Source organism: Billgrantia sulfidoxydans, from assembly GCF_017868775.1.
GTDB lineage: Bacteria > Pseudomonadota > Gammaproteobacteria > Pseudomonadales > Halomonadaceae > Halomonas > Halomonas sulfidoxydans.
Genome location: NZ_CP053381.1, coordinates 1,313,207 through 1,336,382 on the forward strand (window position 1 = coordinate 1,313,207; position 23,176 = coordinate 1,336,382).

Genomic DNA, 23,176 nt, shown 5'->3' on the forward strand with positions numbered 1-23,176 from the left:
CCTTAGGCGAATCGAGACATAACCATGTACAAGTCGCTTTTTGCAGCCCTGGTCACCCTCTGGTCGGCCAACGCCCTGGCGGCCCCCGGTCACCAGGCCAACGGTACGCAACCGGCCGACGAGGCGAAGGTGGATCGCGTCATCCAGGTCGAGGCGGAAGAGATGATGTTCGGTCCCGAGGCATTGACTGTCTCACCGGGCGAAACGGTGAAGTTCGAGATCCATAACAGCGGGGCCCTCCCGCACGAGTTCGTCATTGGCGACCGGGCGGCTCAGGAGGAGCACCGTCGCATGATGCAGGAGATGGGTGGCCACGGTCACGGCCATGGTGATCATGGCGGCCACGACATGGCCGAGGGCGAGCATGGCGGCAACATGCCTGCCGTGACCATTGCTCCCGGCGAGACTGCCATGCTCGTCTGGACGGCGCCCGAGGGGGCAGGCCAGTTGGAGTACGCCTGCAACATCCCCGGGCACTACGAAGCCGGCATGGTGGGGCAGATCGACTTCGAGGGATGAGCGGCAATGAAGCTGTTACTTCTCGAAGATGACGACCTGCTGGCGGAAAGCTTGTCGGAAACTCTGGAAGACAACGGCTACCGTGTCGACTCGGCGGCGTCGGTTCGCGCCGCCGAGTCGTTGATGGCGACCGAGGACTACGCCCTGGCGATTCTCGACCTGGGACTGCCGGACGGCTCCGGGCTCGACCTGATCGCGCGCTGGCGTGGTGAGGGGCGCCGCCTGCCGATTCTCGCCCTCACGGCGCGGGACACCTGGGAAGACAAAGTCGATGGCCTGCGTCGCGGGGCCGATGATTACCTGACCAAGCCGTTCCATGAAGCCGAACTGTTGGCCCGATTGAATGCGCTCTTGAGGCGGCAGACCGGCCGCCTGAGCCCCATCCTCAGCGTCAACGGCATACAGCTCGACGAAGACACACGGCAGGTCAGTGTCGATGGCGACGCCTGGCAGAGCCTCACCGCTACGGAGTTCCGCCTACTGCGCTACCTGATGCACCATCCCGGCCGTGTCTTGTCCAAGGCTCAGCTGCTCGATCAGCTCTACTCCCTGGAGCAGGATGCTCCCGCTCCGAATCTGGTGGAGGTCTACATCGCCAAGCTTCGGCGTCGGTTGGGCAAGAACGCCATCCAGACTCGGCGTGGCCAGGGCTATGTCCTTGCGTCGCGTTGACCGGCGCAGCCTGCGCTTCCGCCTGCTGGCCTGGCTCGGGGGCGTGGCCTTCATCGTGGTGGGCCTGACCTGGCTGATGCACGGCATTCTGCTGCACGACCTGGCGCGGAGCTTTCTCGGCGAGCGGCTGCGCCAGGAGGCGGAACATACGCTGCTCCAGTTTCGCCAAGGGCAGCTCTCCACGCCGCTCTGGCGCGCGGAGAGTCCTGCCTTCCAGGTCTTCCATCACCTCTACGTGCTGGAGCTGGACGGCGAGATCACCACCTCGCACCCACGCTGGCTCGAAGCGCTCGTGCCTTTCCTCGAAGGCGAGGACGACACCTTGGACGTGGTGGCCTGGGGAGGGCGCCATCTGCTGGTGTACCGTGCGCGCTTCGAATTCGACGGCCGCTCAGGCGTGCTGCTGATCGGCGAGGACTTCGGCCAGGTCGAGGATGGCCTGGAAGTGCTTCACTGGTGGGTGGGTGGCATCGCCGGCCTGCTGTTGGTCCTGCTCATCGGCCTCAATATGATGGCGGTCAACCGCGCACTGCGTCCGCTCTCGCGCCTTCGTCGGCAGCTCGATGAACTGCGTGCCGGGGCGCGTGACAGGCTGCATCTCGACGCGCCTTCCGAACTCGATGGCCTGGTGGAGCAGCTCAATCGTCTCATGGATGAACACGCGCGACGGCTCCAGCGTTCGCGAGAGTCCCTGGCTAATCTTTCTCATGCGCTCAAGACGCCGCTGACCGCGATCTTGCAGGTGCTGCGTGGCTCACGCCCTATCGACGCAGAGCGCAGGTTGAAGATGCAGCGTCGACTCGAGGACATGCATGCCCAACTGGAGACCGAGCTGAAGCGCTCCCGCATCGCCGGGCCCAATGCGGGGCAGCGTGCGGTGGTCCGGCGCGAAGCCGAGCAATTGATCGAGATGTTCTCGAGCCTCTATCCCGATCGGCGCTTTCGTCTCGACATCGCCGCTGCGGTGCCCACCACCGTCAGCGTCGAGCGGCAGGACTTCGCCGAAATGCTGGGTATCCTGCTGGACAATGCCGGCAAGTGGGCTTCCCGCGAGATCCATTGCCACCTGCACCAGGACGCCTCGTTGACGATTCTGGTCGAGGACGACGGTCGTGGCGTCGCGCCTGGCGACCTGAGCCGCCTGGGCCGTCGTGGCAATCGGCTCGACGAGGGCAAGCCCGGCCATGGGCTGGGCCTGTCCATTCTGCATCAGATCGTTGAACGCTATGCGGGCCGGGTCCGTTTCGAGCCTTCGCCGGTGGGAGGGCTGCGGGTCGAGATCGTGCTGCCGCTACCCGAGACGAACTGATCCATTCAGCGTGGTTTCAGTAAGCCATCGCATCATGGCGCCTGGAGTTCCCCTGACAGGAGCCATGCATGACAACCAAGAACGCCACCGGCCTTACCCTTTCCCGTCGACAGCTGCTCAAGGGCGGGGTCGCCTGCGGCTTCGGGGCTGCGGCCCTGGGGCTGGTTCCCGCCTGGGCCGATCCCTGGGGGCAGAGCAATGCCTACCCCCAGGGGGCGGTCGAGGGCAATGACATCGCCCTTGCCATTCGCCGGGAGACGCTGAGGATCAATGGGCGCAACGCGCGCCCGATCACCATCAACGGGACGAGTCCCGGCCCTCTGATCCGGCTGCGGGAGGGACAGGATGCGACGCTGCGCGTTACCAACCTGCTGGACGAGCCGACTTCCATCCACTGGCACGGCCTGATCCTGCCTCCCGCGGTCGACGGGGCACCGGGGATCAGCTTCGCCGGCATCGCCCCGGGGGAGACCTTCACTTATCGCTTCCCCGTGGTGCAGAACGGTACCTACTGGTACCACAGCCACTCCGGCCTGCAGGAACAGCTGGGCCACGCGGGACCGATCATCATCGACGCCGCCGAGCGCGAGCCGTTCCGCTTCGACCGCGAGCATGTGGTGTTGCTGACCGACTGGACCTACGAAGATCCGGCCACGGTCTTTCGCAACCTGAAGACCGCCGAGGGCTACTACAACCTGCAGGAACGGACCATCGCGGACTTCCTCACCGAGGTGCGCGAGAACGGCTTTCGCGAGACGGCCCGCACGCGCGCGATGTGGGCACGCATGCGCATGAGCTCGCGCGACATCGCCGATGTCACCGGCAGCACCTACACCTACTTGGTCAACGGCCAGGCGCCGGAGCAGAACTGGACGGCACTGTTCAAGCCGGGAGAGCGGCTGCGGCTGAGATTCATCAACGGCTCGGCGATGACCTACTTCGACGTGCGCATTCCGGGGCTGAAGATGACGGTGGTGGCTGCCGACGGCCAGCCCGTGCAGCCCGTACCGGTCGACGAGTTCCGTATTGCCGTCGCCGAGACCTACGACGTCATCGTCACCCCCGAGGCGGACACGGCGTATACGGTGTTTGCCGAATCCATGGACCGCAGCGGCTTCGCCCGCGCGACCCTGGCGCCGCGCCTGGGGATGGAGGCCGGTATCCCCGAGCGGCGCAGGATCGCCGACCGCGGCATGGAGGCGATGGGCGCGCATGGCATGGATCACGGCGACATGGCAGGCATGGACCACTCGAACATGGCGGGCATGGACCACTCGAACATGGCAGGCATGGACCACTCGAACATGGCGGGCATGGACCACTCGAACATGGCGGGCATGGACCATTCGAACATGGCGGGCATGGACCACTCGAACATGGCGGGCATGGACCACTCGAACATGGCGGGCATGGACCACTCGAACATGGCGGGCATGGACCATTCGAACATGGCGGGCATGGACCATTCGAACATGCAGCACGGCACGTCGCCTGGCGCCTCCGAGGGCGGCATGCTGCCGGCGGGGGCCGCCCAGCCTGGCTCGCAGTATGACCAGGCAGGGATCGGCATCGACCCGGAGGAGCGGCGCATCCTGATGTATCGCGATCTCAAGGCATTCCGTCCCTGGCCGGACCGCCGTGAACCGGAGCGCGAGATGGAGATCCACCTGACCGGCAACATGGAGCGCTACATGTGGTCGTTCGATGGCAAGACGTTCAGCCAGGTCGACGGCCCCATCCATTTCCGCAAGGACGAGCGGCTGCGCCTGATCCTGGTCAACGACACCATGATGGAGCACCCCATCCATTTGCACGGCATGTGGATGGAGCTGGAGAACGGGGCGGGTGAGCTCATTCCTCGCAAGCACACCATCAACGTCAAGCCGGGCGAGCGGGTCTCGGCACTGATCACCGCCGACGCCGAGGGCAGCTGGGCCTTCCATTGCCACCTGCTCTACCACATGGATGCCGGCATGTTCCGGGTCGTCAGGGTCTCGTAAGGAGTTCGCATGAAAACCAGAATGACACTGCCTGTCGCCGGCGCCACCCTTGCCTTGCTGGCCACTGTCGGGGCTCATGCCGAGGATGGCTACGACGCGCCGGGCGACTGGCCCTCTCCGATGGCGAAGCATCATGTCGGGACGGCGGTCTTCGATCGGCTCGAATACGTCTTTCCCGACAAGGAAGACGAAACCCTGGTGTGGGATTTCGAAGCCTGGTACGGCGGCGACATCAGCCGCTTCTATCTCAAGAGCGAAGGCGAGAATGTCCAGGGCGACGGAGCGGGCGCCGAGTTCGAGGCCCTCGACCTGCGCTACAGCCACCTGGTCGCGGATTTCTGGGAGCTCCAGGGCGGCATCGGTTACCAGGGCAACGTCGGCACGAACGACCATCCCGAGCGTTTCTATGGCGTCGTCGGCCTGCAGGGAACGGCGCCCTACCGCATCGAGACCAGCCTCGACCTCAAGGTCAGCGAAGAGGGCGACGCCTGGGTCCAGTTGGAAGCCGAGCACGACGTGCGCCTCACCCAGCGTTGGTACCTGCAACCCCGTGCGGAGCTGGTCGCAGCAGGCAGCACAGTGGAGGAATTTCATATGGGAAGCGGGGTGAATACGTTGAATGCCGGCTTACGGCTTCGCTACGAAATCACCCGCAAGCTTGCCCCTTATGTCGGTGCCTATTGGGAGAAAAGCTACGGCGAGACCGCCGACATGGCACGCGCCCATGGCGAGCCTACCGAAGACACCGGTCTCGTCGCTGGCATTCGCCTGTTGTTCTGATATAGCCGGTGCAGCAGCCGGACGCTGCTGCACCGGCTTTACCGTAGTGACATGGTCTAGCCAGAACAAATCGATGCTTGATCTGCATCAACTCAGGCAACGCCCTCCATTGTCATACTAAGTTCGTCGGCGCGCCCTGCCGTCTGATCAGGACCTCTGGAATGGAAGGCACATCCCGATGAGCCTGTACGAGTTGCACGGATCATTGTTCACCCGGCTGCCGGGAATACTGCTGCTCTGGCTACTGGCTTGGACGGTGGGAATCGCCTATGCCTGTTCACCTCAGATGGAAATAGGTGAGTCGGTGAGCCAGGCGATGCTTGCCGCGGTAGATGACCTGCATGCGGAGAACTGCGACAAGCACTCTCCGAGCATTACTATGGCCAGTCTCGGCAAGGTGTCAGCAGGTGATCTGCGCAACTTGACCACAGCGAGCCTGTTTCCCGGCTTGCTCTCCTTGTTCCTCTTGCCTGTCGGAGTGGGTGGAAATCTGATGCTGCCAGGTTTCTCGCCGCACTCGCCTAGCCCCATTTATCTCGCCACGGCTCGGATGCGTATCTGAGATCGGTCGTTCGCTACGACGTCTCAAGGATTACGTACCATCCGCGAGTTCGGCCCTTGAGATGGCCGCACTCCCAGCATGCGAGGTGAACCATGGATCACGACAAGCCCCCATCCGATTCCGGTGGCCTGCAGCCCATGCGCTTCAGGCTGCCCCTGGGACTCTTTCTCGCCTTCGTGGTGTATCTGCTGTGGGCCGTGCACAGGGTTCATTTCGTGCAGTTTATGCCGTTTCTCATCCTGCTGGCCTGTCCGCTGATGCATCTGTTCATGCATGGCGGGCATGGCCGGCACGGCAAGGGAGGGGACGAGACATGAACGCTGGAGGAAGCGCCTATGGGCTGTGGATACTGGTCATCCTGAACTCAGTGGTCTTCGTCTTCTTCGCCTTCAGCTTCATCAAGCCCCGCAGCGAGGCGGACTGGCGAAGTCTGGGCGCCTTCTCGGCCTTCGTGGTAGCGCTGTTCGTGGAGATGTACGGCTTTCCCTTGACCATTTACTTCCTCGCTGGCTGGTTGGCAACGCGTTACCCCGGTATCGACCCCTTCTCCCACGACAGCGGTCATCTGCTGCAGACCTTGCTGGGAGTGGAGGGAGACCCTCATTTCAATGTCCTGCATATTGCCAGCAATGTCATGATCGTTGTGGGCTTCTTCATGCTGGCATCGGCCTGGCGTGTGCTCCATCGAGCGCAACAGAGCGGCGAAGTCGCCATGACCGGCTGGTATTCGCGCTGCCGCCACCCTCAGTATGCCGCCCTTATCCTGATCATGTTCGGGTTCCTGTTGCAATGGCCCACGCTGCTGACTGTCGTCATGTTCCCGATTCTGGTCGTGGTCTATGTGCGCCTCGCCCGTCATGAAGAGCATATGAATCTGATGGAATTTGGTGAGGTATATCGAGATTATATGGAGCGTACTCCAAGGTTCATCCCCCGGATATTTCCCAAGTTCTCTACCCGTTTCCGAGGAGGGTAATTGCACACTGATCATCAAGACAGATCGGTCGAGTCTGAGTGAGAAGAAAACTAAGAGGTGAATTTGTCATGAGTAATAAAGAGCATCGCCTTGGTGTATCCGAGATCAATCTGGTAACTCGTCATCTGAAGCTGGAGCCTAACGATGAGGTGTCGATTCGAGCAGCTGTCGCCGACATTGATCAGCTCTATGGGCTGGACGGCGTGTCTTTTGACGAGAAAAAGTGGAGGCTGGATCTGGCCTATGACGCATCGAGAGTTTGCCTCGATTGCGTAGAGGATATTTTAAAGAAACATGCTGTCGAGATCAGCCATGACTGGTGGACGCGTTTCAAGGAAGAGCATTACCGGTTTGTCGATCAGAATGTGAAGGATAATGCTAATCATGAACCCTGGAGCTGCCATCAATCCCCACCCGGCAGTGGGAAGAAAAAATAGCAAGGCAGAGTTGGCCCCGGCGGATCCCGTAGCCGATGAGGGAGAGAATGGCGGCGACGGCAATCAGCACGAACAGAACGGAAGCGACAAGCGACAATCCGTGCAGGGCCCTTCTCTGAACGCTCTGTGTTGGTAGATGAGCCAAACCAGCGCCATCTGCAACAGCGAGAATGCCAACGGTACAGCGAGAACCGCAGCCACACCCTGACCTCGGTTTGTTGCCGCTGCGTCGTAGAGCTTGCAGCGCTTGAAGTGGCTGGTGGGGGTGTCATGGCAGGCGCCGAAAAATCAGCCAGGCAGCTAGGTACAATGGCATGCCTATCACCACGAGAGCGAGAGCATGCGGCCACAGGATCTCCATGCCCACACCCTTGAGGAAGATGCCCAGGGTGATTTCCAGATAGTGGCGCAAGGGGCTGGCCAACGACAGCCGCTGGAGCAGGTTCGGCATGCTCTCCACCGGCACCATGGTGCCGGACAGGAACATCAGCGGGAAGAGGCCGAAGAAGGCGAGCAGCAGGGCCTGCTGTAGAGTTCGCGAAACCGCCGCCACCAGGACGCCGAGGCCGATGGCGCTGAACAGAAACAGCGCGGTCAGGGCGAAGAACAGCGACAGGTTGCCTCTGACCGGCACGCCGAACCAGCCGACCAGCGCCAGGCTGGGGAGTACGGCGATCAGGCCGATCAACAGGGTGGGCACGGTCTTGGCGATGAACAGTTCGCCACGGCGAATGGGTGTGACCATGAGCTGCTCGATGGTGCCGACCTCCTTCTCGCGAACGATGGAGGCGGCGGGATGCACGACACCGATCATCAACCCCGCCAGGGCGATCATCGCCAGCACCGTGAAGTTGACGTTGGTCTGGTCCGGGTTGTACCAGGTGCGGAGCTGCGCGGTTACCGTCGCGAGCGGTCGCTCGTCGAGTGTGCCCTGGCGCATCCGGAAGGCCTCCACCGTCTGCAGCGCATAGCCACGGGCGACGGCCGCCGTATTGGCGTTGCTGCCATCGATCACGAACTGCAGTGCCTGACCGCTACCGCGGTAGAGTTCGCGCTCGAAATCGACGGGGATGACCAGTACCGCCTGTGCCTCACCGCGTTCCAGATACGGCTCGGCCGCCGCAACATCGCGCAGGTGCGCCACCAGACGGAAGTTGCCGCCTGCGACGAAGTCATCGATCAGGCGGCGGCTGATCGGGCTCTCGTCGGCATCGACCACGGCCAAGGGCAGGTCGCGCATCTCCATGCCCAGGGCGTAGGCGCAGATCACCACTTCGATGGTGTAGAGCCAGAAGATCAGGAACAGCACCACGGGATCGCGGAAGAATTGGATCAGCTCCTTGTGCAACAGGCTGCGCAGTCGCATCAGGCCACCTTCTTCTTGAGCCGCCAGGCCGCCAGGGCGAAGACCAGCAGGGTGTAGACGGCGACGATGGCGATGCTCGGCCACAGGACCTCGAGTCCGACGCCCTTGAGCACCACGCCACGGGAGATGTCGACGAAATAGCGTCCCGGAAAGGCCAGGGTGTAGAGCTGCACCACATAAGGCATGGTGAAGATCGGAAACAGCATGCCCGAGAACAGGAGGGAGGGCATCAGGGTCACGATCAGCACGGCCAGCAGGGCGACCAGTTGGGTACGGGTCACGGCCGACACCAGCAGGCCGATCCCCAGGGTGCAGAGCACGTACAGCAGCGATATCGCCAACAGGAACGCGACGCTGCCCCGGAACGGCACCCCAAACCAGAGAAAACCGACACCGATCACCATCGCCATCTGCACGAAGGCGATGATCGCGTAGGGCATCAGCTTGCCGGCGAGAAACTCGACGGAGGAGAGCGGCGAGGCATAGATCTGCGCGATGGTGCCGGTTTCCTTCTCCCGCACCAGGGCGAGCGCGGTGAGCAGAGGCGGGAAGGCCATCAGGATCACCGCATAGAGGCCGGGCACCACGGTGTGCACGCTGCTGAGCGAGGGGTTGTACCAGACGCGGGTTTCCAGGTGCAGGGCCGACGATGGCGCTGCATGGCCAAAGCCGCTGGCGATGGCCAGCGCATGACCGCCGACCAGCGTCGCCGTGGCGGAAAAGGTGCCGTCCACCAGCAGTTGGACCGGGCTCGGCTCGTGGCGGGCGAGGGCGCGTTCGAAACCGGGCGGGATGATCAGTGCCAAGCGGATCTCGCCGCGCTGCAAGGCGCGCTCCATCGCCTGCGGGTCACTCAATTCGCGCTCCAACCGGAAGGTCTCGCTCGCCGTGAACGCCTCGCTGAGCTGGCGGCTGGCGGGCGTACGGTCCTGATCCAGCACCCCCATCGGGATGTCGTCGACATCGAGCGTGATCGCATAGCCGAACAGCAGCAGCATGACCAGCGGCATGATCAGCGCGACGCCGACGGTGATCGGGTCGCGCAGCACCTCTTTCGCCTCCTTGGTCGCCACGGCGGCGATGCGCTTGGGGTTCATGATGCCAGCTCCCGCTGCGTGCGCTCGAGATGGCCGAGGAAGACCGCTTCCATGCCGGCGTCGGCCGGCAGCCGCAGCGCCTGGCGCAGCTGCTCGAGGGTACCAAGGGCGACCAGGCGCCCCTGGTGCATCAACCCCAGGCGGTGGCAATAGCTCGCCTCTTCCAGATAGTGGGTGGTAACGAACACCGTCATGCCGCCGCTGGCCAGGGTCTGGATCAGCTGCCAGAAGCGCTGGCGGTTGAGCGGATCAACGCCGGAGGTGGGCTCGTCCAGAAACAGCACCGCCGGGCCGTGCAGGATGCTGCAGGCCAGCGCCAGGCGCTGGCGTACCGCCGCCGACAGCTCGCTGACGCGGCGCGTCTCCATCCCGGTCAGGGCCGTCATGCCGCTGGCCCATTCGATCGCCTGGCGTCGGCGCATGCCGCCAAGGCCGTAGGCCCCGGCGAAGAAGCGCAGGTTTTCGGCCACCGTGAGATCCGGGTAGAGCGAGAAGCGCTGCGACATGTAGCCGATGCGGCCGCGCAGGGCCTGTGCCTGGGCGGTCACCGAGAGGCCGGCGACGAAGGCCTCGCCGTCGCTGGGCATCAGCAGACCGCAGAAGACCCGGATCAGGGTGGTCTTGCCGGCGCCGTTGGGGCCCAGCCAGCCGATCACCTCGCCCGGCGACACACTGACCGAGACCCGGTCGACGGCGGTGAAGTCGCCGAACCGCACGCTGAGCCGCTCCGCTCGTACCTCGCCACCCTGCGTCTCCGTGACGGCCGGTGTCACCGGCGGCGGCGCTGCCGGCGCCTGTGCCGTGCTCAGTGCGATGAAGGCCTCCTCCAGCCCCGGCGCGGCGGAAGCCAGGGTGGCGAGCCCGCGCAGCCGCGCCAGGATGGCCGGCGGCAGGTCGGCACCGGCATGCAGCTGGATGCGCAACCTGTCCGCCAACCACTGCAGGTTCAGCACCTCGGGGACGTCGCGCAGGATGGCCTGCACGGCGGCGGCCATGGCGGTCCGCACGTCGTAGATCCGCCCCTGGACCCGGGCACGCAACTGCGCCGGGCTGTCCACCGCCAGCACCCGGCCCTGGTCGAGAAAGGCGAGTCGATCGCAGTGTTCCGCTTCGTCCATGTAGGGAGTACTCACGACGACGGTACTGCCGTCCTCCCGGTAACGCCGCAGCAGTCGCCACAGATCGCGGCGCGATACCGGGTCGACGCCGAGGCTGAGTTCGTCGAGCAGCAGCAAAGGCGGGGCATGGATCAGGTTAGCGCACAGCGACAGCTTCTTGCGCATGCCACCGGAGAGCTTGCCGGCCGGCCGGTCGAGAACGTCCTGCAGCCCGGCCATGGCGAGCAGCTCCCGGCTGCGACGGCGGAAACCGTCCGGGGCGACGTCGCGGATACTGGCGGCGAACTGCAGGTTCTCGAGAACGCTGAGCCGGTCGTAGAGCGTGAACTCCTGTGACATGTAGCCGACCCGGGCATTCACCTCGGCCGCCTGGCGCACCGTGTCGAAGCCGAGTACCTTCGCTTGCCCCTCGCTGGGATCCAGGATCGCCGCCAGCAGTTGCATGAGCGTGGTCTTGCCGGCGCCGTCCGGGCCCAGCAGCCCGAAGATTTCGCCCTGCCGGACCTCCAGCTCGACCCCCCTGAGCACCTGCCGGCCGGCGAAGCGCCGCCCCAGCCCGGTGGTGCGGATCGCCGCGGTCATGGTGGCACGACCAGGGTGTCGGGCCACGGCGCCTCGTCCTGCCAGCGGATCCAGGCATCGGCCGGCATGCCAGGCTTGAGAGTGCCGTCGGGGTTGGCGAGCCGCAGGGTCACCCCGAAGACGGTGCGCGCCCGCTCGTCGGGAAGATGGACATCGCGGGGGGTGAATAGGGCGCGGTCGTCGACCGCGCTGACGTCGGCCTCGAAGTAGCGGTCCGGGAAGGCGTTGACCCGTACCCGGGCTGGGGCGCCGAGGCGGATCCGTCCCAGCGCCTGTTCGGCGACGTAGAGCTTCAGCCGGGGCCGGTCCAGATCGACCAGGATGCCCAGCGGCTGCCCGGGCGCCACTACCTCACCAACCTCTACTGCCTTGACCAGCACGGTGGCGTCGATGGGGCTGCGCAGCACGGTCCTGTCGAGCTGGAACGCGAGCTGCGCCTGTTGTTGCTCGAGCGCCTGCAGGTTGGCGGTCGCCTCCGCAAGCTGTGCTGTCAGCACCCCGACCTCACCGGCCGCTTCGCGCCGGCGATCTTCACTGCGCTCCAGTTGCTGCGCGGGAATCGTGCCGGTGCGACGCAGGGTTCGCGCGCGTTCCAGCTCGGTCTCGGCATTGCCGAGATGATGGCGCGCCGTGTCGAGCAGGCGCTCGAACCGCACCATCGCTTGTTCACCGGCGACCCGGCGCGCCTCGAGTTCGGCCTGTTGCAGACGAAGGAGGCGATCGTCCAGGCGCAACAGCACATCGTCCCTGGTGACGGCCCGGCCCTCGGCCAGATGGTTTGCCACTACGCGTCCGGGGATCTCGGCGGCCAGGCGAATCTCGGTGGCTTCGATACGGCCGCTGCCGTAGAGCAGGCCGGGCGGGAGCTCCGCCGGCCGCAATGCCAGGAAGCCTAGATAGCCCCCAACGGCCAGCAGCATGACTGCCACGATCGTCCACAGCGAGTGTCGCATTGCCGCCCCCATTGTCTCTACACCTCATCCTCCTTCATCTCGGGTGAGGTGTCGGCTGGAGAACGCTCCGGCGGCCAGTCCACAGCCGCTGCCGGAATGACAAGTTCATGGCACCTTTTAGAGATCCCTGGAGCGGTTGGTCTGGTGGAAAAGGCGCATCGCTTCATGCTGTTCCAGTTGCAGCAACTCACCGATCAGATCACGCGTCTCGGGAATCTCGGCGCGCCCCTCAAGATAGCGATAGAAATCGATGACCTGATTGTGGAGGTCGAAGATTTCCTGACAGATCTCGTCGAAGCTCATTTTCGCATAGGGCGCGCTACACGATAGGTGAGGCTTGATAGGGGCATAGGATATATAATCGTATAGCCAGGTATTCAATGCCTTGGGATCAGCTTGCTTCTCGAAACCTGCCACGACCTCTTTCAGGGCCGCCTCGTGATCCGCTAGATATGTCAGTAGCCACTTGGCTCGCTGTTCTTCCTGCTGCGTTGAGCAGTGCTTCAGGCACCGGGTCAGGTGTTCATGCAGTGCACGCGTCCACTCGATCACGTCACGAAATGTCTGAATGTTCATGGTAATCACTCGCTCTGCTTTTGTGTGACCATACTCGACATAAAATATCGAAACCAAGCATCATGCTTAATCGAGAATTAATCATGATCATGTCGTTGAAGTGGCACTGCTTCATGTAGTGCTCCAACCGTTATAGAGCTTGAAACGAATTCTTCTACTTCACGGTGCCTGGGATCCCTAGCCTCGATGCTAGAAGCCTGGGCTGGAGCTAGAGCCTCACGGAGCACCAGCGCCAGTAGCCCGGCCAACGCCCATCTTGTTACTCACCATAGCCCTCTGGTATCGCATCCTGCTTGATCGACATCAAGAGATTTGCTTTCCATTGAGGTTCGGTGACGCAGGAGCCTGGCTGGGCAGAGGGGCGGCTGTCGTCGCTAACCCTCGATCTTATAGCTGGATGGCATGCTTGGACGCCCACCCTTTCTTTCTCTGGAGTGCTTGTTATCCACCGGGACTTTGCCTAGCCTTACGTCAGCCTTCACGAACTTCGGTGTGAATCAGAGAGATCGAAGCGCCATTTTTTTGTGACGGAAGGATTCTTGTGACGGAAAGGAGTCGCGACATGAAACAAGGAGACGAGCATAACTCTCATATGCGTTCCATGTACCTACGCTTTGGGGCGATGATCCTGACGGCGATGGTGGTCATGTACGGTATGATGTTCGTTAGCGCTTGGGAATGGAGTCACGTTCGATGGAGCGAGAGTCGATTTTTCATGGCGCTGTCCATGGGCGGGACCATGGGGTTGGTCATGTTGGGTTGGATGCTCAACATGTACCAAAATGTCAAAATCAATGTGGCCATAATTGTAATAAGCCTGTTGTTTCTCGGAGGAGCGGTTTTTCTTGATCGAAGCCAGACGACCGTGCAGGACAACTCGTTCATGAGCGCAATGATTCCTCACCACTCCATGGCAATCCTTCGGTCAGAGCGAGCCGAAATAAGGGATTTTCGGGTGTGTGAGTTAGCGGTCGATATCAGCGAGGCGCAGCGGCGTGAGATATTGGAAATGGATTGGCTTATAGAAGATATAAAGAAAAACGGACCTGCAAGAAACGCAGAGGAAGCTGAGGCAAGGCCCGTTCCCGAGTTCGAGGTTAGCGCAGATCGCCAGTGCGGGGCCGAATGAAGGTGAGCGCCCTTATTGGAGTCAGGCCCAACGGGACAGAGCTTGAGTGCCGGCATGTGGGATGGCCAGGCTGAAGGTGGTTACGCCGTCGTTGGAGGAAACCGTGATCTCGCCACCGTGAGCCTTGAGGATAGACCGGGTAATGGCGAGGCCAAGCCCAGCTCCCTCACCATGGTGGCTGCGGATATTGTCGGCGCGATGGAAGCGTTCGAACAGTCGCGAAAGCTGATCGGAAGGGATGGTGTCGCCAATGTTTCGAACCGAAAGACGAACTGCATCGATGCAAGACTCGATCAAGACGGTGACGGTGCCCCCCGCATGGGTATGCCGAAGTGCATTGGAAAGCAGGTTAGCGATCGCTCGACGCAGCATTAGGCGGTCACCTGTAATGGTGGCGACACCGCTGGCCTGCATCTTGACCTGCTTTTCCTCGGCGAGGGCGTCATAGAACTCCAGCAAGGCGGCGACTTCCTGCTCCAGGTGAACCGACTCGGCTGGATTGGGCAGAAGCCCATGGTCGGCCTTGGCCAGGAACAGCATGTCGGCAATCATTCGGGCCAGACGCTCGAGCTCCTCCAGGTTGGAATGAAGAGTGTCTTGATATTCCTCTGAGTTGCGTGGCCGAGACAGGGCTACTTGGGTCTCGGTGAGCAGGTTCGACACCGGGGTGCGCAGCTCATGAGCAATATCCGCCGAGAACTCGCTGAGCCGTTGAAAGTCGGCTTCCAGTCTGTTCAGCATCCCATTGAATGCGTTGGCCAGCTCGAGCATTTCCGGCGGGGTGGCTTGGAGATCGAGCCGCTCACCCAGGCGCTCGGCGGAAAGCCGGCTGGCGGTGGCGGTGATCCGCTTGAGCGGAGCCAGGCCTTGACGGGCGACCAGCCAGCCGAACAAGGCCGTCAGCAGGGCGGCCATCGCAATGCCAGTCCAGAGGTATCGACGGATGTCCTCGAGAAAGTGCGCGTGATGCGTGATATCCAGCCCCAGCAGGACTTGTACGGGAGCAGGTACGGGTAGGGGGAGGTATTGCTGAACCTCACGGCCAATGAATTCATGGCTCGCCACGCTCCAGCGGGCGCTAGGTGGGCTAACGTCCCCATTTTTTACCGGTGCGAGAAACTCCGGTTGGTGGGCGTAGAGTATCCGTCCCGCTTCATCGCGAATGGACACGGAAAGGTTGGCATGACTCGTTAGCACGTCATCGAGGTACCTGGGCAGTGTATCCAGTGCGGTGGGGCTGTCGGCTCGGGCAAGCAGGTTTTCAATCATGCTCAGTTTTGCTGTCAATTCCATCTGATCGATGTCATCGAAGTGACCCCGAATCAGATGCTCGAGCGAGAGCCCAAGCAGCAGCAGCAGGCCTGCTACCAACAGCGAGAAGAGCGTGGCTAGCCGAGTCGTCAGGGAGAGCGGGCAGAGGATCATTGGCCGTACCCCGACTCCAGTACGTATCCCATGCCGCGTACGGTCCGGATCAACTTGTCGGGGTAAGGGCCGTCAACCTTGGCACGCAGCCGCCTGACGGCAACGTCGATGACGTTGGTGTCGCTGTCGAAGTTCATGTCCCACACCTGCGAGGCGATCAGTGAGCGGGGCAGGACTTCTCCCTGACGGCGAATCAAGAGCTCAAGGAGAGCGAACTCCTTCGCGGTGAGCTCGATACGCTCCCCGGCTCGGGTGACTCGTCGTCGCAGCAGGTCGAGCTCAAGATCGGCGGCGCGGAACACTTCCGCTTCGCGTGCCTTGCCGCGGCGTAGCAGCGACCGGATTCGTGCCAGTAGCTCGGAAAAGGCAAACGGCTTGACGAGATAGTCATCCGCGCCGAGCTCGAGCCCGCGTACTCGGTCATCGACATCGTCTCGAGCCGTCAGGAACAACACGGGAACATCCTGACCGGATCGGCGCACTACCTGCAGAATGCTCCAGCCGTCCAGACCCGGCAGCATCACGTCTAGAAGCAGTAGGTCATAGTCTTCGTTCTGAGCCAGGTGCAGGCCATCCAGACCATCACGGGCCAGGTCGACGACGAAACCGGCTTCTCTAAGGCCCTGCGCCAGATAGTCACCGGTTTTTGGCTCATCCTCAACGATCAATATCTTCATAGAGCCTCCGTCCTGCTCCGATCGAAAATGACATTTTTGTCATTTTCGAGTCAGTTTCCTGTCCTCTACTGCCACGTACTATGTCCACATGAACAAACAACAAGGGAGGTGAGTAGGCAGAGTCGTTACTCTATCATGCCTGCTGCTTGTATCAATAGCCCTGACGGTTTGGAAGTGGTTGTAAAAAAATCTCCATTAAAAGTGAGGTGTGTCATGTTTAAGAAGATTGCTCTTACCGCTGCCGTTGTCAGCATGTTCTCCGTGCCAGCCTTTGCCAATTTCGGCAGCGGGGCGAATGAGAATATTCTCAAGGAGGGCAGTACAGCCAGCACTATCATTAACTCTGGGCAGCCTCATACTTATCAGATAAATTTGGACCAGCCTACAACAGTCAGGATTGCCAGCAGTCACTTTCCGGGAATGAATTCCATACTACCGATGAAAGCCAAGTTGATCGACGCTCAGGGTGACACCGTGAAAGAGGTGAGCTCTTACGGTGGTGACTTTGAAATTCGAGAAGCTTTGCGGGCTGGCCAGTATCGTTTGGTAGTGTCAGGAAATTCGGCTCCCGGCGGGGATAGTTGGGATGTCCATCGTTATAGCTTGCATGTCGCCTTTCAGTAACCTGGTATCAGATATTTTAGATTTATGGCTGGCCGGCGCGAGTCGGCCAGTTTGGTAAATAATGCCAAGTGTTTTAATTAACACTCGGCCCAAAATATGGTGGAGCGCTGTTCTGGCAGCAGCGCTCCGGTGAGCGCGGGGTAGCTCATGGGAATTCGATTACCAATGGTGCTCGCAACGATGCTGGGCACAGCGCTTTTGTTACCTCTCCCGGCGTTATCGGGGCCGATACTGTCGCTCAGTGAAGCGGAGCGACTTGCCCGAAGGGATGATCCTGCCACGCTCCGCTATCAGGAATTGGCCGAGGCACGCCGCGAGGCCTCCGTTTCCGCCAGGCAGCTCCCCGACCCGGCGCTGATCATGGAAGTCATGGATGTGGCCCGGGACGGCTTCTCGCTCGAAGACGACACCATGACCCAGCTGCGCGTCGGCGTGCGCCAGACGTTTCCCCGAGGCGACAGCCGCAGGCTGGCGGGTGACCGGGAAGGGGCCATGGCTCAGGCCGAAGCGGCGCGCGGCAGCAATGCGGAGCGCGCTGTCGTGCGCTCAGTGCGGCGTGCCTACCTATCGCTTCACGAGCAGCGCGGGATGCTCGAGGTCCTCGAACAGAGTCAATCCCTGTTCGAGGATTTGCGCCAAATCACCGAGCGTGAGTTCGCCTCCGGTTTCGCCGAGCAGCAGGACCTGCTGCGCGCCGAGCTGGAACTGGATCGGCTGAGCGATCGTCTGCTGGCCGTTCAGGCTCAGGAAGCCGCGGCGATGGCCCAACTGGCGCGCTGGGTCGGCCAGCAGGATGCGGTACGGCCCTTGCCCACCCAACCTCCCGAGCTGGCCGAGCCGGCTGGGGATCTGCTGGGGCATCCGTTACTGGCAGTGGAGCAGGCCATCGTTGCCGCGGGGGAGCACGATGTCGAACTGGTGCGGCAGGGCTACAGGCCCCAGTGGTCGGTCGAGCTCAACTATGGCACCCCGACGGAGCGGGGCATGGGCATGCCGGATCGCCTCTCGGCGATGGTCATGGTGGATCTCCCGCTCTTTACGCGACAGCGCCAGGACCGCGATCTAGCGGCCAGCGTGCATCGGCGTGAAGCGGCGCAGCATGCCTGGGACGAGCAGGTCCGCGAGATGCAGCGTCAGCTCGATGAGACCCAGGCTCGGTGGGCACGGCTGCATGAGCGTGAGCTCCGCTATGCGCAGCGCCTCCTGCCGCAGGCCAAGGACAATGCCGAGGCCGCCGAGCATGGCTATCGCAACGGCACCACCGATTTCAATGCCTTCGTGCGTGCGCGCCTGATCGAGCTGGAAACACGCATCGAGGCAATCCGCGTCGCCACGCAGCGCCGCCTAGAGCAGGTGGATCTGCTTTACCTGTTGGGAGAGAACGTATGAAGGCCTTGGCGTTTGTCGTCCTGTTTGGTGTGGGGGCGGTGGCGGGGGGCGCTGCCGTGAGCTGGTGGCCGGATTCGTATGGGCATGTTGCCGTGGCAGCGGGCACGGCCAATGAGGAGAGAGAGATTCTTTACTACCGGCATCCGCATAACCCCTCCGTAACCTCTCCTGAGCCGCGCAAGGACGAGATGGGCATGGATTTTATTCCGATCTATGCGGGTGGCGGCGATGCGTTGCCCGGTACAGTGAGCATCAGCCCCGTAGTGCAGCAGAACCTTAACGTGCGCATCGGTTCCGTGGCTCGCGGCGATCTGGCACGCCTGGTCGAAACCGTCGGCTTTGTCGACTACGACGAATCGAGACTCAGCCACGTCCATCTGCGTACCCAGGGGTGGATCGAGGATCTCAGCGTGAGGACGACCGGAGAGCGAGTGGAGGAGGGGCAACTGCTGTTCCGCCTCTACTCGCCGGAACTGGTCAACGCCCAGGAAGAGTTGCTGCACGTGGTGCGGCGTGGTGGCAGTGCTTCTTCAGCCCGAGAGCGCCTCAGGGCGCTGGGGGTCAGTGCCGCTGAGGTTGCGGAGATCGAGCGGGCCGGCCAGCCGCGCCGACTGATCTCGGTCAGGGCTGGGCAGGGAGGTGTCGTGGAGGCGCTCAATGTGCGTGAAGGGATGTATGTCACGCCGGGCACAGAGGTAATGACGATTGCCGACCTCTCGCAGGTATGGGTGATTGCCGACCTGTTCGAGCATCAGGTGGACGCTGTTGCGCGAGGCGACGCCGCCCACGTGAAATTGCCTTTCCGCCCTGGCGAGCGTCTTGAAGGCAGGGTCGATTACATCTATCCGAGCCTCAACAGCCCGACCCGAACCGTTCAGGTACGCCTTGCCTTCGACAATCCCGGTGAGCGGCTCAAGCCGGGCATGTACGCCGATGTCCAGCTGACTACCCGCCCGCTTCAGGGTGTGCTTTACCTTCCGGCCGAAGCAGTGATCCGCACCGGCCGGCAAGATCGCGTGATCCTGGCGCTGGGGGAGGGGCGCTTCCAGGCTCGCGAAGTGCAGGTAGGGCGTCGTGCCAACGGCGACCTCGAGATCATCGAAGGGCTCAAGGAAGGAGAGCGTGTCGTTCTCTCCGGTCACTTCCTGCTCGACTCGGAAGCGTCGGCGAGCGCGGAGCTCGGCAGGATGAGCGAAGCGAATGAGGAAGAGGGTGATGACGAAGTGTGGGCCGAGGGACGCCTGCTTGGCATCGATTACGACGCCCGCGTACTGAATGTCGACCATGGACCTGTTCCGCTGCTCGGCTGGCCGGCGATGGTCATGGAATTTGCCGCAGCCGAAGACCTCGGGCTCGATGAGCTGCACGACGATATGGCGATGCGCTTCCGTATGCGTGAGCGAGAAGAATTCGTCTACGAAATCACCGCCATTGAGCCGATGGCTCACGACCACTGAGGAGTGGATCCATGATCGAAAGGGTCATCGCGTGGTCATTGCAGAATCGTCTGCTGGTGCTTCTCATGACGGCCATCTTCGTCGCCTGGGGAATCTTCTCCGGACGGCAGATGCCTCTTGATGCAATACCCGATCTGTCCGACGTACAGGTAATCGTCAAAACCAGCTATGCCGGCCAGGCTCCCCAGGTCATCGAGGATCAGGTCACCTACCCACTATCGACGGCCATGCTGGCCGTGCCCAAGGCGAGGGACGTACGCGGTTTCTCCATGTTTGGCGACTCCTACGTCTATGTACTGTTTGAAGACGGAACCGATCCCTACTGGGCGCGCTCTCGCGTGCTGGAGTACCTGAGCCAGGTGGCACCCAGCATGCCGGAGGGGGCGCAGCCTGCCCTGGGACCCGATGCCACGGGGGTCGGCTGGGTCTACCAGTACGCCTTGGTAGACCGCAGTGGTGAACTCGACCTTGCTGACCTGCGTTCGCTGCAGGATTGGTTCCTCAAGTATGAGCTGCAGTCCGTGGCAGGCGTCTCCGAGGTCGCCACGCTGGGAGGCATGGTCAAGCAGTACCAGGTAGTGCTGGACCCCAATCGGGCGCGAGCCTACGGCTTGACCCTGGCGGGGATCCGCTCCGCCATCTCCGGGGCGAACCGTGAAGCGGGCGGTTCCGTGATCGAGATGAGCGAGGCGGAATACATGGTGCGCTCGCGGGGGTACCTGACCGGCATCGAGGAACTCCGTCTGGTGCCCGTTGGCCTGGGCAGCGACGGTACGCCAGTGCTGCTCGAGGACGTGGCCGACATCCGTATCGGCCCCGCAGCTCGGCGCGGCATCGCCGAGCTGAATGGCGAGGGTGAAACCGTGGGTGCCTTGGTGGTCATGCGCCATGGCGAGAATGCGTTGGCCACCATAGAACGCGTCAAGGCGCGTCTCGACGAATTGCGCCCGAGCCTGCCGGAAGGCGTCGAGATCGTGGAGACCTACGATCGTTCGATTCTGATCCAGGAGTCCGTGAACAACCTGGCGGCCAAGCTCTTGCAGGAATTCCTCATCATCGCCCTGGTATGTGTCGTCTTCCTGCTTCATTTCCGCTCCGCCCTGGTGGCCATCATCGCACTGCCGATCGGCATTCTGGCGGCGCTGATGATCATGCAGGCCAAGGGGATCAACGCCAATATCATGTCGCTGGGTGGGATTGCCGTGACGATCGGCGCCATGGTGGATGCCGCCATTGTCATGGTGGAGAACCTGCACAAGCGACTGGAGAAGGCGCCACCGGGTGAGGACCGCTGGCATACCGTGGCGGAGGCGGCCAAGGAGACCGGTCGGCCGATCTTCTTTGCGCTGTTGATCATCGTGGTCAGCTTCCTGCCGCTGTTCACCCTTCAGGGGCAGGAAGGACGCATGTTCCAGCCCTTGGCCTTCACCGGTACCTACGCCATGGCGGCGGCGGCCGGGCTAGGCATCACTCTGGTGCCGGTCTTGATGGGGTACTTGGTGCGCGGACGCATACGCCCCGAGGCTTCACACCCCCTTAGCCGCATGCTGATTGCCATTTACCGCCCGGGGCTGGATGCCCTGCTTCGCTACCCCTGGGTGACCGTCGTGGCCGCGGTGCTGCTGGCTGCCAGTGTGATCTATCCGGCCGGCAAGTTGGGCAGCGAATTCATGCCTCAACTGGATGAAGGTGACCTCATGTACATGCCATCGTTGGAGCCCGGCGTCTCCATTGGCAAGGTGCGTGAGTTCGTTCAGCAGACCAATCGTCTGATCATGTCAGTGCCTGAGGTGGAGCGGGTGTTTGGCAAGGCGGGGCGTGCCGATACCGCTACCGATCCGGCGCCGATTGGCATGCTGGAAACCGTTATCAGTTTCAAGCCTCGCGACCAGTGGCGCGAGGGGATGACCAAGGACGACATCATCCGCGAGCTGGACGAAACGGTCAGCTTCCCGGGGGTAGCGAACGTTTGGGTGCCGCCGATCAAGACGCGCATCGATATGCTCTCGACCGGCATACGCTCGCCGGTAGGGATCAAGGTGGCTGGCTCCGACCTGGGAGAAATCGAGCGAATTGGCCGTGAGATCGAGCGCGTGCTCCATGATGTTCCAGGCACGGCTTCGGCGTATGCCGATCGCACCGCCGCCGGGCGCTACGTCGAAGTGGATATCGACCGGCGTGCCGCAGCGCGTCATGGCGTCAATGTCAGTGACTTGCAGGCCATCATCCAGACCGCAGTAGGGGGGATGAACGTCAGCGAAACCGTAGAGGGTCTTGAGCGCTATCCCATCAATTTGCGCTACCCCCAGGACTGGCGCGACTCGCTGGAGAGCCTGAGGGATCTGCCGGTCATCACATCGACGGGTGCCTTTCTCCCGCTCCAGTCACTGGCCCAAGTCGACATCGTCGATGGACCGGCCATGATCCGCACCGAGAATGCACGCCTCAACGGCTGGGTCGTGGTCGACATCCGCGGGCGCGATATCGGCACCTACGTGGCCGAGGCGCGCCAAAGGGTGATGGAACAGGTCACGTTGCCGGCGGGGTATTCGGTGACCTGGTCAGGGCAGTACGAGTACATGGAGCGAGCCAAGGAGCGCCTGCAGTGGGTGGTCCCGGTGACTGTCGTGCTGATCTTCCTGCTGCTCTACCTGTGCTTCCGTAATGCCGCCGAGACTTTCATGCTGATGGGATCGCTGCCTTTCGCCGCCGTCGGTGGTGTATGGCTGCTCCATTGGCTTGCCTACGACGTCTCGGTGGCCGTGGCGGCGGGCTTCATCCTGCTGATCGGCCTGGCGGCGGAGTTCGCCGTGGTGATGTTGATGTACGTACGAGGGGCAGTGGAACAGCGCCAGCCGCGTACCCGAGGGGAGCTGCGTGAAGCGATCATCGAGGGCGCCGTCATGCGGGTACGTCCCAAGGCCATGACCTCTCTGACTGTCGTCTTGGGTCTGAGCCCGTTGCTGCTGGATTCCGGCCCCGGCTCCGAGGCGATGCAGCGTATCGCCACTCCTGTGGTGGGCGGCATGATTTCCGCTCCCTTGGTATCGCTGTTGCTGATTCCTGTTCTCTACTGGCTGTGGCAGCGGCAAAGCCTTCCCGAGACCGCCTCGCACGAGGCGACGCCAAGTGACTTCAACCTCAAAGGAAACCACCGAGATGAAACGCAGCATGTTTAAGGTAGCCTTCGTGGCGGGCCTGCTCGCCGCTGGATCGGCCCTGGCCGGTAGCGATCACGGACATGGCAAGCATTCGAGTCCAGCAGTTGATGACACCCAGCAACAGCAGCTGCGCACGGCAGAGGGTATCGGCACCGTGCAGTCTATCGCCCAGGATGGCAGTAGCGTGATGCTGGCGCACGGGCCCATCGCCGAGCTTCGCTGGCCGGCGATGACCATGGAGATGACCCTGGCGGACCCTGCCTTGGCCGAACGGATCGGCATCGAGGATCGGGTGCGTTTCGTGCTGCGCCAGACAGGCGAGACCGATTACGAGATCGTCTCGCTCGAGCCTGTCGATTAAGCTGGG

General features: G+C 62.4%; 22 protein-coding genes. 15 read left to right on the forward strand and 7 right to left on the reverse strand.

The genetic code is table 11. The features are described 5' to 3' along the window. Positions 1–24: 24 nt before the first annotated feature. The 9 genes from HNO51_RS06195 (at position 25) to HNO51_RS06235 (ending at position 7,255) form a co-directional block, all read left to right on the forward strand. Positions 25–519: a cupredoxin domain-containing protein gene (locus HNO51_RS06195; protein ID WP_197450167.1), complete on the forward strand. Its 495-nt coding sequence runs from the start codon at positions 25–27 to the stop codon at positions 517–519. A 6-nt stretch (positions 520–525) separates the two neighbouring features. Next, entirely contained in the window at positions 526–1,191 is a 666-nt protein-coding gene (locus tag HNO51_RS06200; RefSeq protein ID WP_197450168.1) for a response regulator transcription factor, read from the forward strand. Next, a complete protein-coding gene (locus HNO51_RS06205) occupies positions 1,172–2,500 on the forward strand; it encodes a sensor histidine kinase (protein WP_209538763.1) in 1,329 nt (442 codons plus the stop codon). The genes HNO51_RS06200 and HNO51_RS06205 overlap by 20 nt, the downstream gene beginning before the upstream one ends. Before the next feature lie 68 nt (positions 2,501–2,568). Further along, positions 2,569–4,500, forward strand: a complete 1,932-nt coding sequence (locus tag HNO51_RS06210) for a copper resistance system multicopper oxidase (RefSeq protein WP_209538764.1) — start codon at positions 2,569–2,571, stop codon at positions 4,498–4,500. 9 nt (positions 4,501–4,509) lie between these two features. Beyond that, entirely contained in the window at positions 4,510–5,280 is a 771-nt protein-coding gene (locus tag HNO51_RS06215) for a copper resistance protein B (RefSeq protein WP_209538765.1), read from the forward strand. A 178-nt stretch (positions 5,281–5,458) separates the two neighbouring features. Further along, positions 5,459–5,842: a hypothetical protein gene (locus HNO51_RS06220; RefSeq protein ID WP_197450172.1), complete on the forward strand. Its 384-nt coding sequence runs from the start codon at positions 5,459–5,461 to the stop codon at positions 5,840–5,842. Between the two features lie 92 nt (positions 5,843–5,934). After that, positions 5,935–6,159, forward strand: coding sequence for a DUF2933 domain-containing protein (locus HNO51_RS06225; protein ID WP_242597217.1), 225 nt, complete (start codon positions 5,935–5,937; stop codon positions 6,157–6,159). Then, positions 6,156–6,818 carry a methyltransferase family protein gene (locus HNO51_RS06230; protein ID WP_209538766.1) on the forward strand — a complete coding sequence of 221 codons (663 nt, stop codon included), beginning with the start codon at positions 6,156–6,158 and terminating at the stop codon, positions 6,816–6,818. The genes HNO51_RS06225 and HNO51_RS06230 overlap by 4 nt, the downstream gene beginning before the upstream one ends. Before the next feature lie 68 nt (positions 6,819–6,886). Next, positions 6,887–7,255 carry a cation transporter gene (locus HNO51_RS06235; protein WP_209538767.1) on the forward strand — a complete coding sequence of 123 codons (369 nt, stop codon included), beginning with the start codon at positions 6,887–6,889 and terminating at the stop codon, positions 7,253–7,255. Between the two features lie 268 nt (positions 7,256–7,523). Here the strand turns inward: HNO51_RS06235 and HNO51_RS06240 are convergent, their stop codons facing one another. The 5 genes from HNO51_RS06240 to HNO51_RS06260 form a co-directional block, all read right to left on the reverse strand. After that, complete coding sequence (locus tag HNO51_RS06240; RefSeq protein WP_209538768.1) at positions 7,524–8,621, reverse strand: ABC transporter permease; 1,098 nt, start codon at positions 8,619–8,621, stop codon at positions 7,524–7,526. Then, a complete protein-coding gene (locus HNO51_RS06245; protein WP_209538769.1) occupies positions 8,621–9,718 on the reverse strand; it encodes an ABC transporter permease in 1,098 nt (365 codons plus the stop codon). The genes HNO51_RS06240 and HNO51_RS06245 overlap by 1 nt, the downstream gene beginning before the upstream one ends. Continuing rightward, positions 9,715–11,445, reverse strand: a complete 1,731-nt coding sequence (locus HNO51_RS06250) for an ATP-binding cassette domain-containing protein (RefSeq protein WP_209538770.1) — start codon at positions 11,443–11,445, stop codon at positions 9,715–9,717. Before HNO51_RS06250 ends, HNO51_RS06245 begins: the two co-directional genes overlap by 4 nt. Further along, the gene (locus tag HNO51_RS06255) at positions 11,415–12,371 is read right to left on the reverse strand and encodes an HlyD family secretion protein (RefSeq protein WP_209538771.1); all 957 of its coding nucleotides are present in this window, start codon (positions 12,369–12,371) and stop codon (positions 11,415–11,417) included. Before HNO51_RS06255 ends, HNO51_RS06250 begins: the two co-directional genes overlap by 31 nt. 117 nt (positions 12,372–12,488) lie before the next feature. Continuing rightward, entirely contained in the window at positions 12,489–12,947 is a 459-nt protein-coding gene (locus HNO51_RS06260; protein WP_209538772.1) for an ATPase, read from the reverse strand. Positions 12,948–13,509: 562 nt separating this feature from the next. Between HNO51_RS06260 and HNO51_RS06265 the strand changes: the two genes are divergently transcribed. Continuing rightward, the gene (locus HNO51_RS06265; RefSeq protein ID WP_234283535.1) at positions 13,510–14,076 is read left to right on the forward strand and encodes a DUF305 domain-containing protein; all 567 of its coding nucleotides are present in this window, start codon (positions 13,510–13,512) and stop codon (positions 14,074–14,076) included. A 21-nt stretch (positions 14,077–14,097) separates the two neighbouring features. Here the strand turns inward: HNO51_RS06265 and HNO51_RS06270 are convergent, their stop codons facing one another. Beyond that, positions 14,098–15,501, reverse strand: coding sequence for a heavy metal sensor histidine kinase (locus tag HNO51_RS06270; protein WP_209538773.1), 1,404 nt, complete (start codon positions 15,499–15,501; stop codon positions 14,098–14,100). Beyond that, a complete protein-coding gene (locus HNO51_RS06275) occupies positions 15,498–16,178 on the reverse strand; it encodes a heavy metal response regulator transcription factor (protein WP_197450181.1) in 681 nt (226 codons plus the stop codon). The genes HNO51_RS06270 and HNO51_RS06275 overlap by 4 nt, the downstream gene beginning before the upstream one ends. 213 nt (positions 16,179–16,391) lie before the next feature. Here HNO51_RS06275 and HNO51_RS06280 point away from each other — a divergent pair, with 213 nt between their 5' ends. From HNO51_RS06280 to HNO51_RS06300, 5 genes are all read left to right on the forward strand, one after another. Further along, positions 16,392–16,802, forward strand: coding sequence for a hypothetical protein (locus HNO51_RS06280; protein WP_209538774.1), 411 nt, complete (start codon positions 16,392–16,394; stop codon positions 16,800–16,802). Between the two features lie 360 nt (positions 16,803–17,162). Beyond that, complete coding sequence (locus HNO51_RS06285) at positions 17,163–18,191, forward strand: TolC family protein (RefSeq protein WP_479688691.1); 1,029 nt, start codon at positions 17,163–17,165, stop codon at positions 18,189–18,191. Next, the gene (locus tag HNO51_RS06290; protein ID WP_209538776.1) at positions 18,188–19,648 is read left to right on the forward strand and encodes an efflux RND transporter periplasmic adaptor subunit; all 1,461 of its coding nucleotides are present in this window, start codon (positions 18,188–18,190) and stop codon (positions 19,646–19,648) included. Before HNO51_RS06285 ends, HNO51_RS06290 begins: the two co-directional genes overlap by 4 nt. An 11-nt stretch (positions 19,649–19,659) precedes the next feature. Next, positions 19,660–22,827: an efflux RND transporter permease subunit gene (locus HNO51_RS06295; protein WP_197450185.1), complete on the forward strand. Its 3,168-nt coding sequence runs from the start codon at positions 19,660–19,662 to the stop codon at positions 22,825–22,827. Continuing rightward, positions 22,820–23,170: a copper-binding protein gene (locus tag HNO51_RS06300; protein WP_197450186.1), complete on the forward strand. Its 351-nt coding sequence runs from the start codon at positions 22,820–22,822 to the stop codon at positions 23,168–23,170. Before HNO51_RS06295 ends, HNO51_RS06300 begins: the two co-directional genes overlap by 8 nt. The last annotated feature ends 6 nt before the right edge of the window (positions 23,171–23,176 follow it).

What these genes read in the sequence shown, in the direction of transcription:
- HNO51_RS06290 (WP_209538776.1), top strand. Translation starts at nt 18,188, where the DNA reads ATGAAGGCCTTGGCGTTTGTCGTCCTGTTTGGTGTGGGGGCGGTGGCG.
- HNO51_RS06205 (WP_209538763.1), top strand. Translation starts at nt 1,172, where the DNA reads ATGTCCTTGCGTCGCGTTGACCGGCGCAGCCTGCGCTTCCGCCTGCTG.
- HNO51_RS06245 (WP_209538769.1), bottom strand. Translation starts at nt 9,718, where the DNA reads ATGAACCCCAAGCGCATCGCCGCCGTGGCGACCAAGGAGGCGAAAGAG.
- HNO51_RS06280 (WP_209538774.1), top strand. Translation starts at nt 16,392, where the DNA reads ATGTTTAAGAAGATTGCTCTTACCGCTGCCGTTGTCAGCATGTTCTCC.
- HNO51_RS06195 (WP_197450167.1), top strand. Translation starts at nt 25, where the DNA reads ATGTACAAGTCGCTTTTTGCAGCCCTGGTCACCCTCTGGTCGGCCAAC.
- HNO51_RS06200 (WP_197450168.1), top strand. Translation starts at nt 526, where the DNA reads ATGAAGCTGTTACTTCTCGAAGATGACGACCTGCTGGCGGAAAGCTTG.
- HNO51_RS06220 (WP_197450172.1), top strand. Translation starts at nt 5,459, where the DNA reads ATGAGCCTGTACGAGTTGCACGGATCATTGTTCACCCGGCTGCCGGGA.
- HNO51_RS06265 (WP_234283535.1), top strand. Translation starts at nt 13,510, where the DNA reads ATGAAACAAGGAGACGAGCATAACTCTCATATGCGTTCCATGTACCTA.
- HNO51_RS06215 (WP_209538765.1), top strand. Translation starts at nt 4,510, where the DNA reads ATGAAAACCAGAATGACACTGCCTGTCGCCGGCGCCACCCTTGCCTTG.
- HNO51_RS06225 (WP_242597217.1), top strand. Translation starts at nt 5,935, where the DNA reads ATGGATCACGACAAGCCCCCATCCGATTCCGGTGGCCTGCAGCCCATG.
- HNO51_RS06275 (WP_197450181.1), bottom strand. Translation starts at nt 16,178, where the DNA reads ATGAAGATATTGATCGTTGAGGATGAGCCAAAAACCGGTGACTATCTG.
- HNO51_RS06285 (WP_479688691.1), top strand. Translation starts at nt 17,163, where the DNA reads ATGGAAGTCATGGATGTGGCCCGGGACGGCTTCTCGCTCGAAGACGAC.
- HNO51_RS06260 (WP_209538772.1), bottom strand. Translation starts at nt 12,947, where the DNA reads ATGAACATTCAGACATTTCGTGACGTGATCGAGTGGACGCGTGCACTG.
- HNO51_RS06300 (WP_197450186.1), top strand. Translation starts at nt 22,820, where the DNA reads ATGTTTAAGGTAGCCTTCGTGGCGGGCCTGCTCGCCGCTGGATCGGCC.
- HNO51_RS06295 (WP_197450185.1), top strand. Translation starts at nt 19,660, where the DNA reads ATGATCGAAAGGGTCATCGCGTGGTCATTGCAGAATCGTCTGCTGGTG.
- HNO51_RS06270 (WP_209538773.1), bottom strand. Translation starts at nt 15,501, where the DNA reads ATGATCCTCTGCCCGCTCTCCCTGACGACTCGGCTAGCCACGCTCTTC.
- HNO51_RS06230 (WP_209538766.1), top strand. Translation starts at nt 6,156, where the DNA reads ATGAACGCTGGAGGAAGCGCCTATGGGCTGTGGATACTGGTCATCCTG.
- HNO51_RS06240 (WP_209538768.1), bottom strand. Translation starts at nt 8,621, where the DNA reads ATGCGACTGCGCAGCCTGTTGCACAAGGAGCTGATCCAATTCTTCCGC.
- HNO51_RS06255 (WP_209538771.1), bottom strand. Translation starts at nt 12,371, where the DNA reads ATGCGACACTCGCTGTGGACGATCGTGGCAGTCATGCTGCTGGCCGTT.
- HNO51_RS06235 (WP_209538767.1), top strand. Translation starts at nt 6,887, where the DNA reads ATGAGTAATAAAGAGCATCGCCTTGGTGTATCCGAGATCAATCTGGTA.
- HNO51_RS06210 (WP_209538764.1), top strand. Translation starts at nt 2,569, where the DNA reads ATGACAACCAAGAACGCCACCGGCCTTACCCTTTCCCGTCGACAGCTG.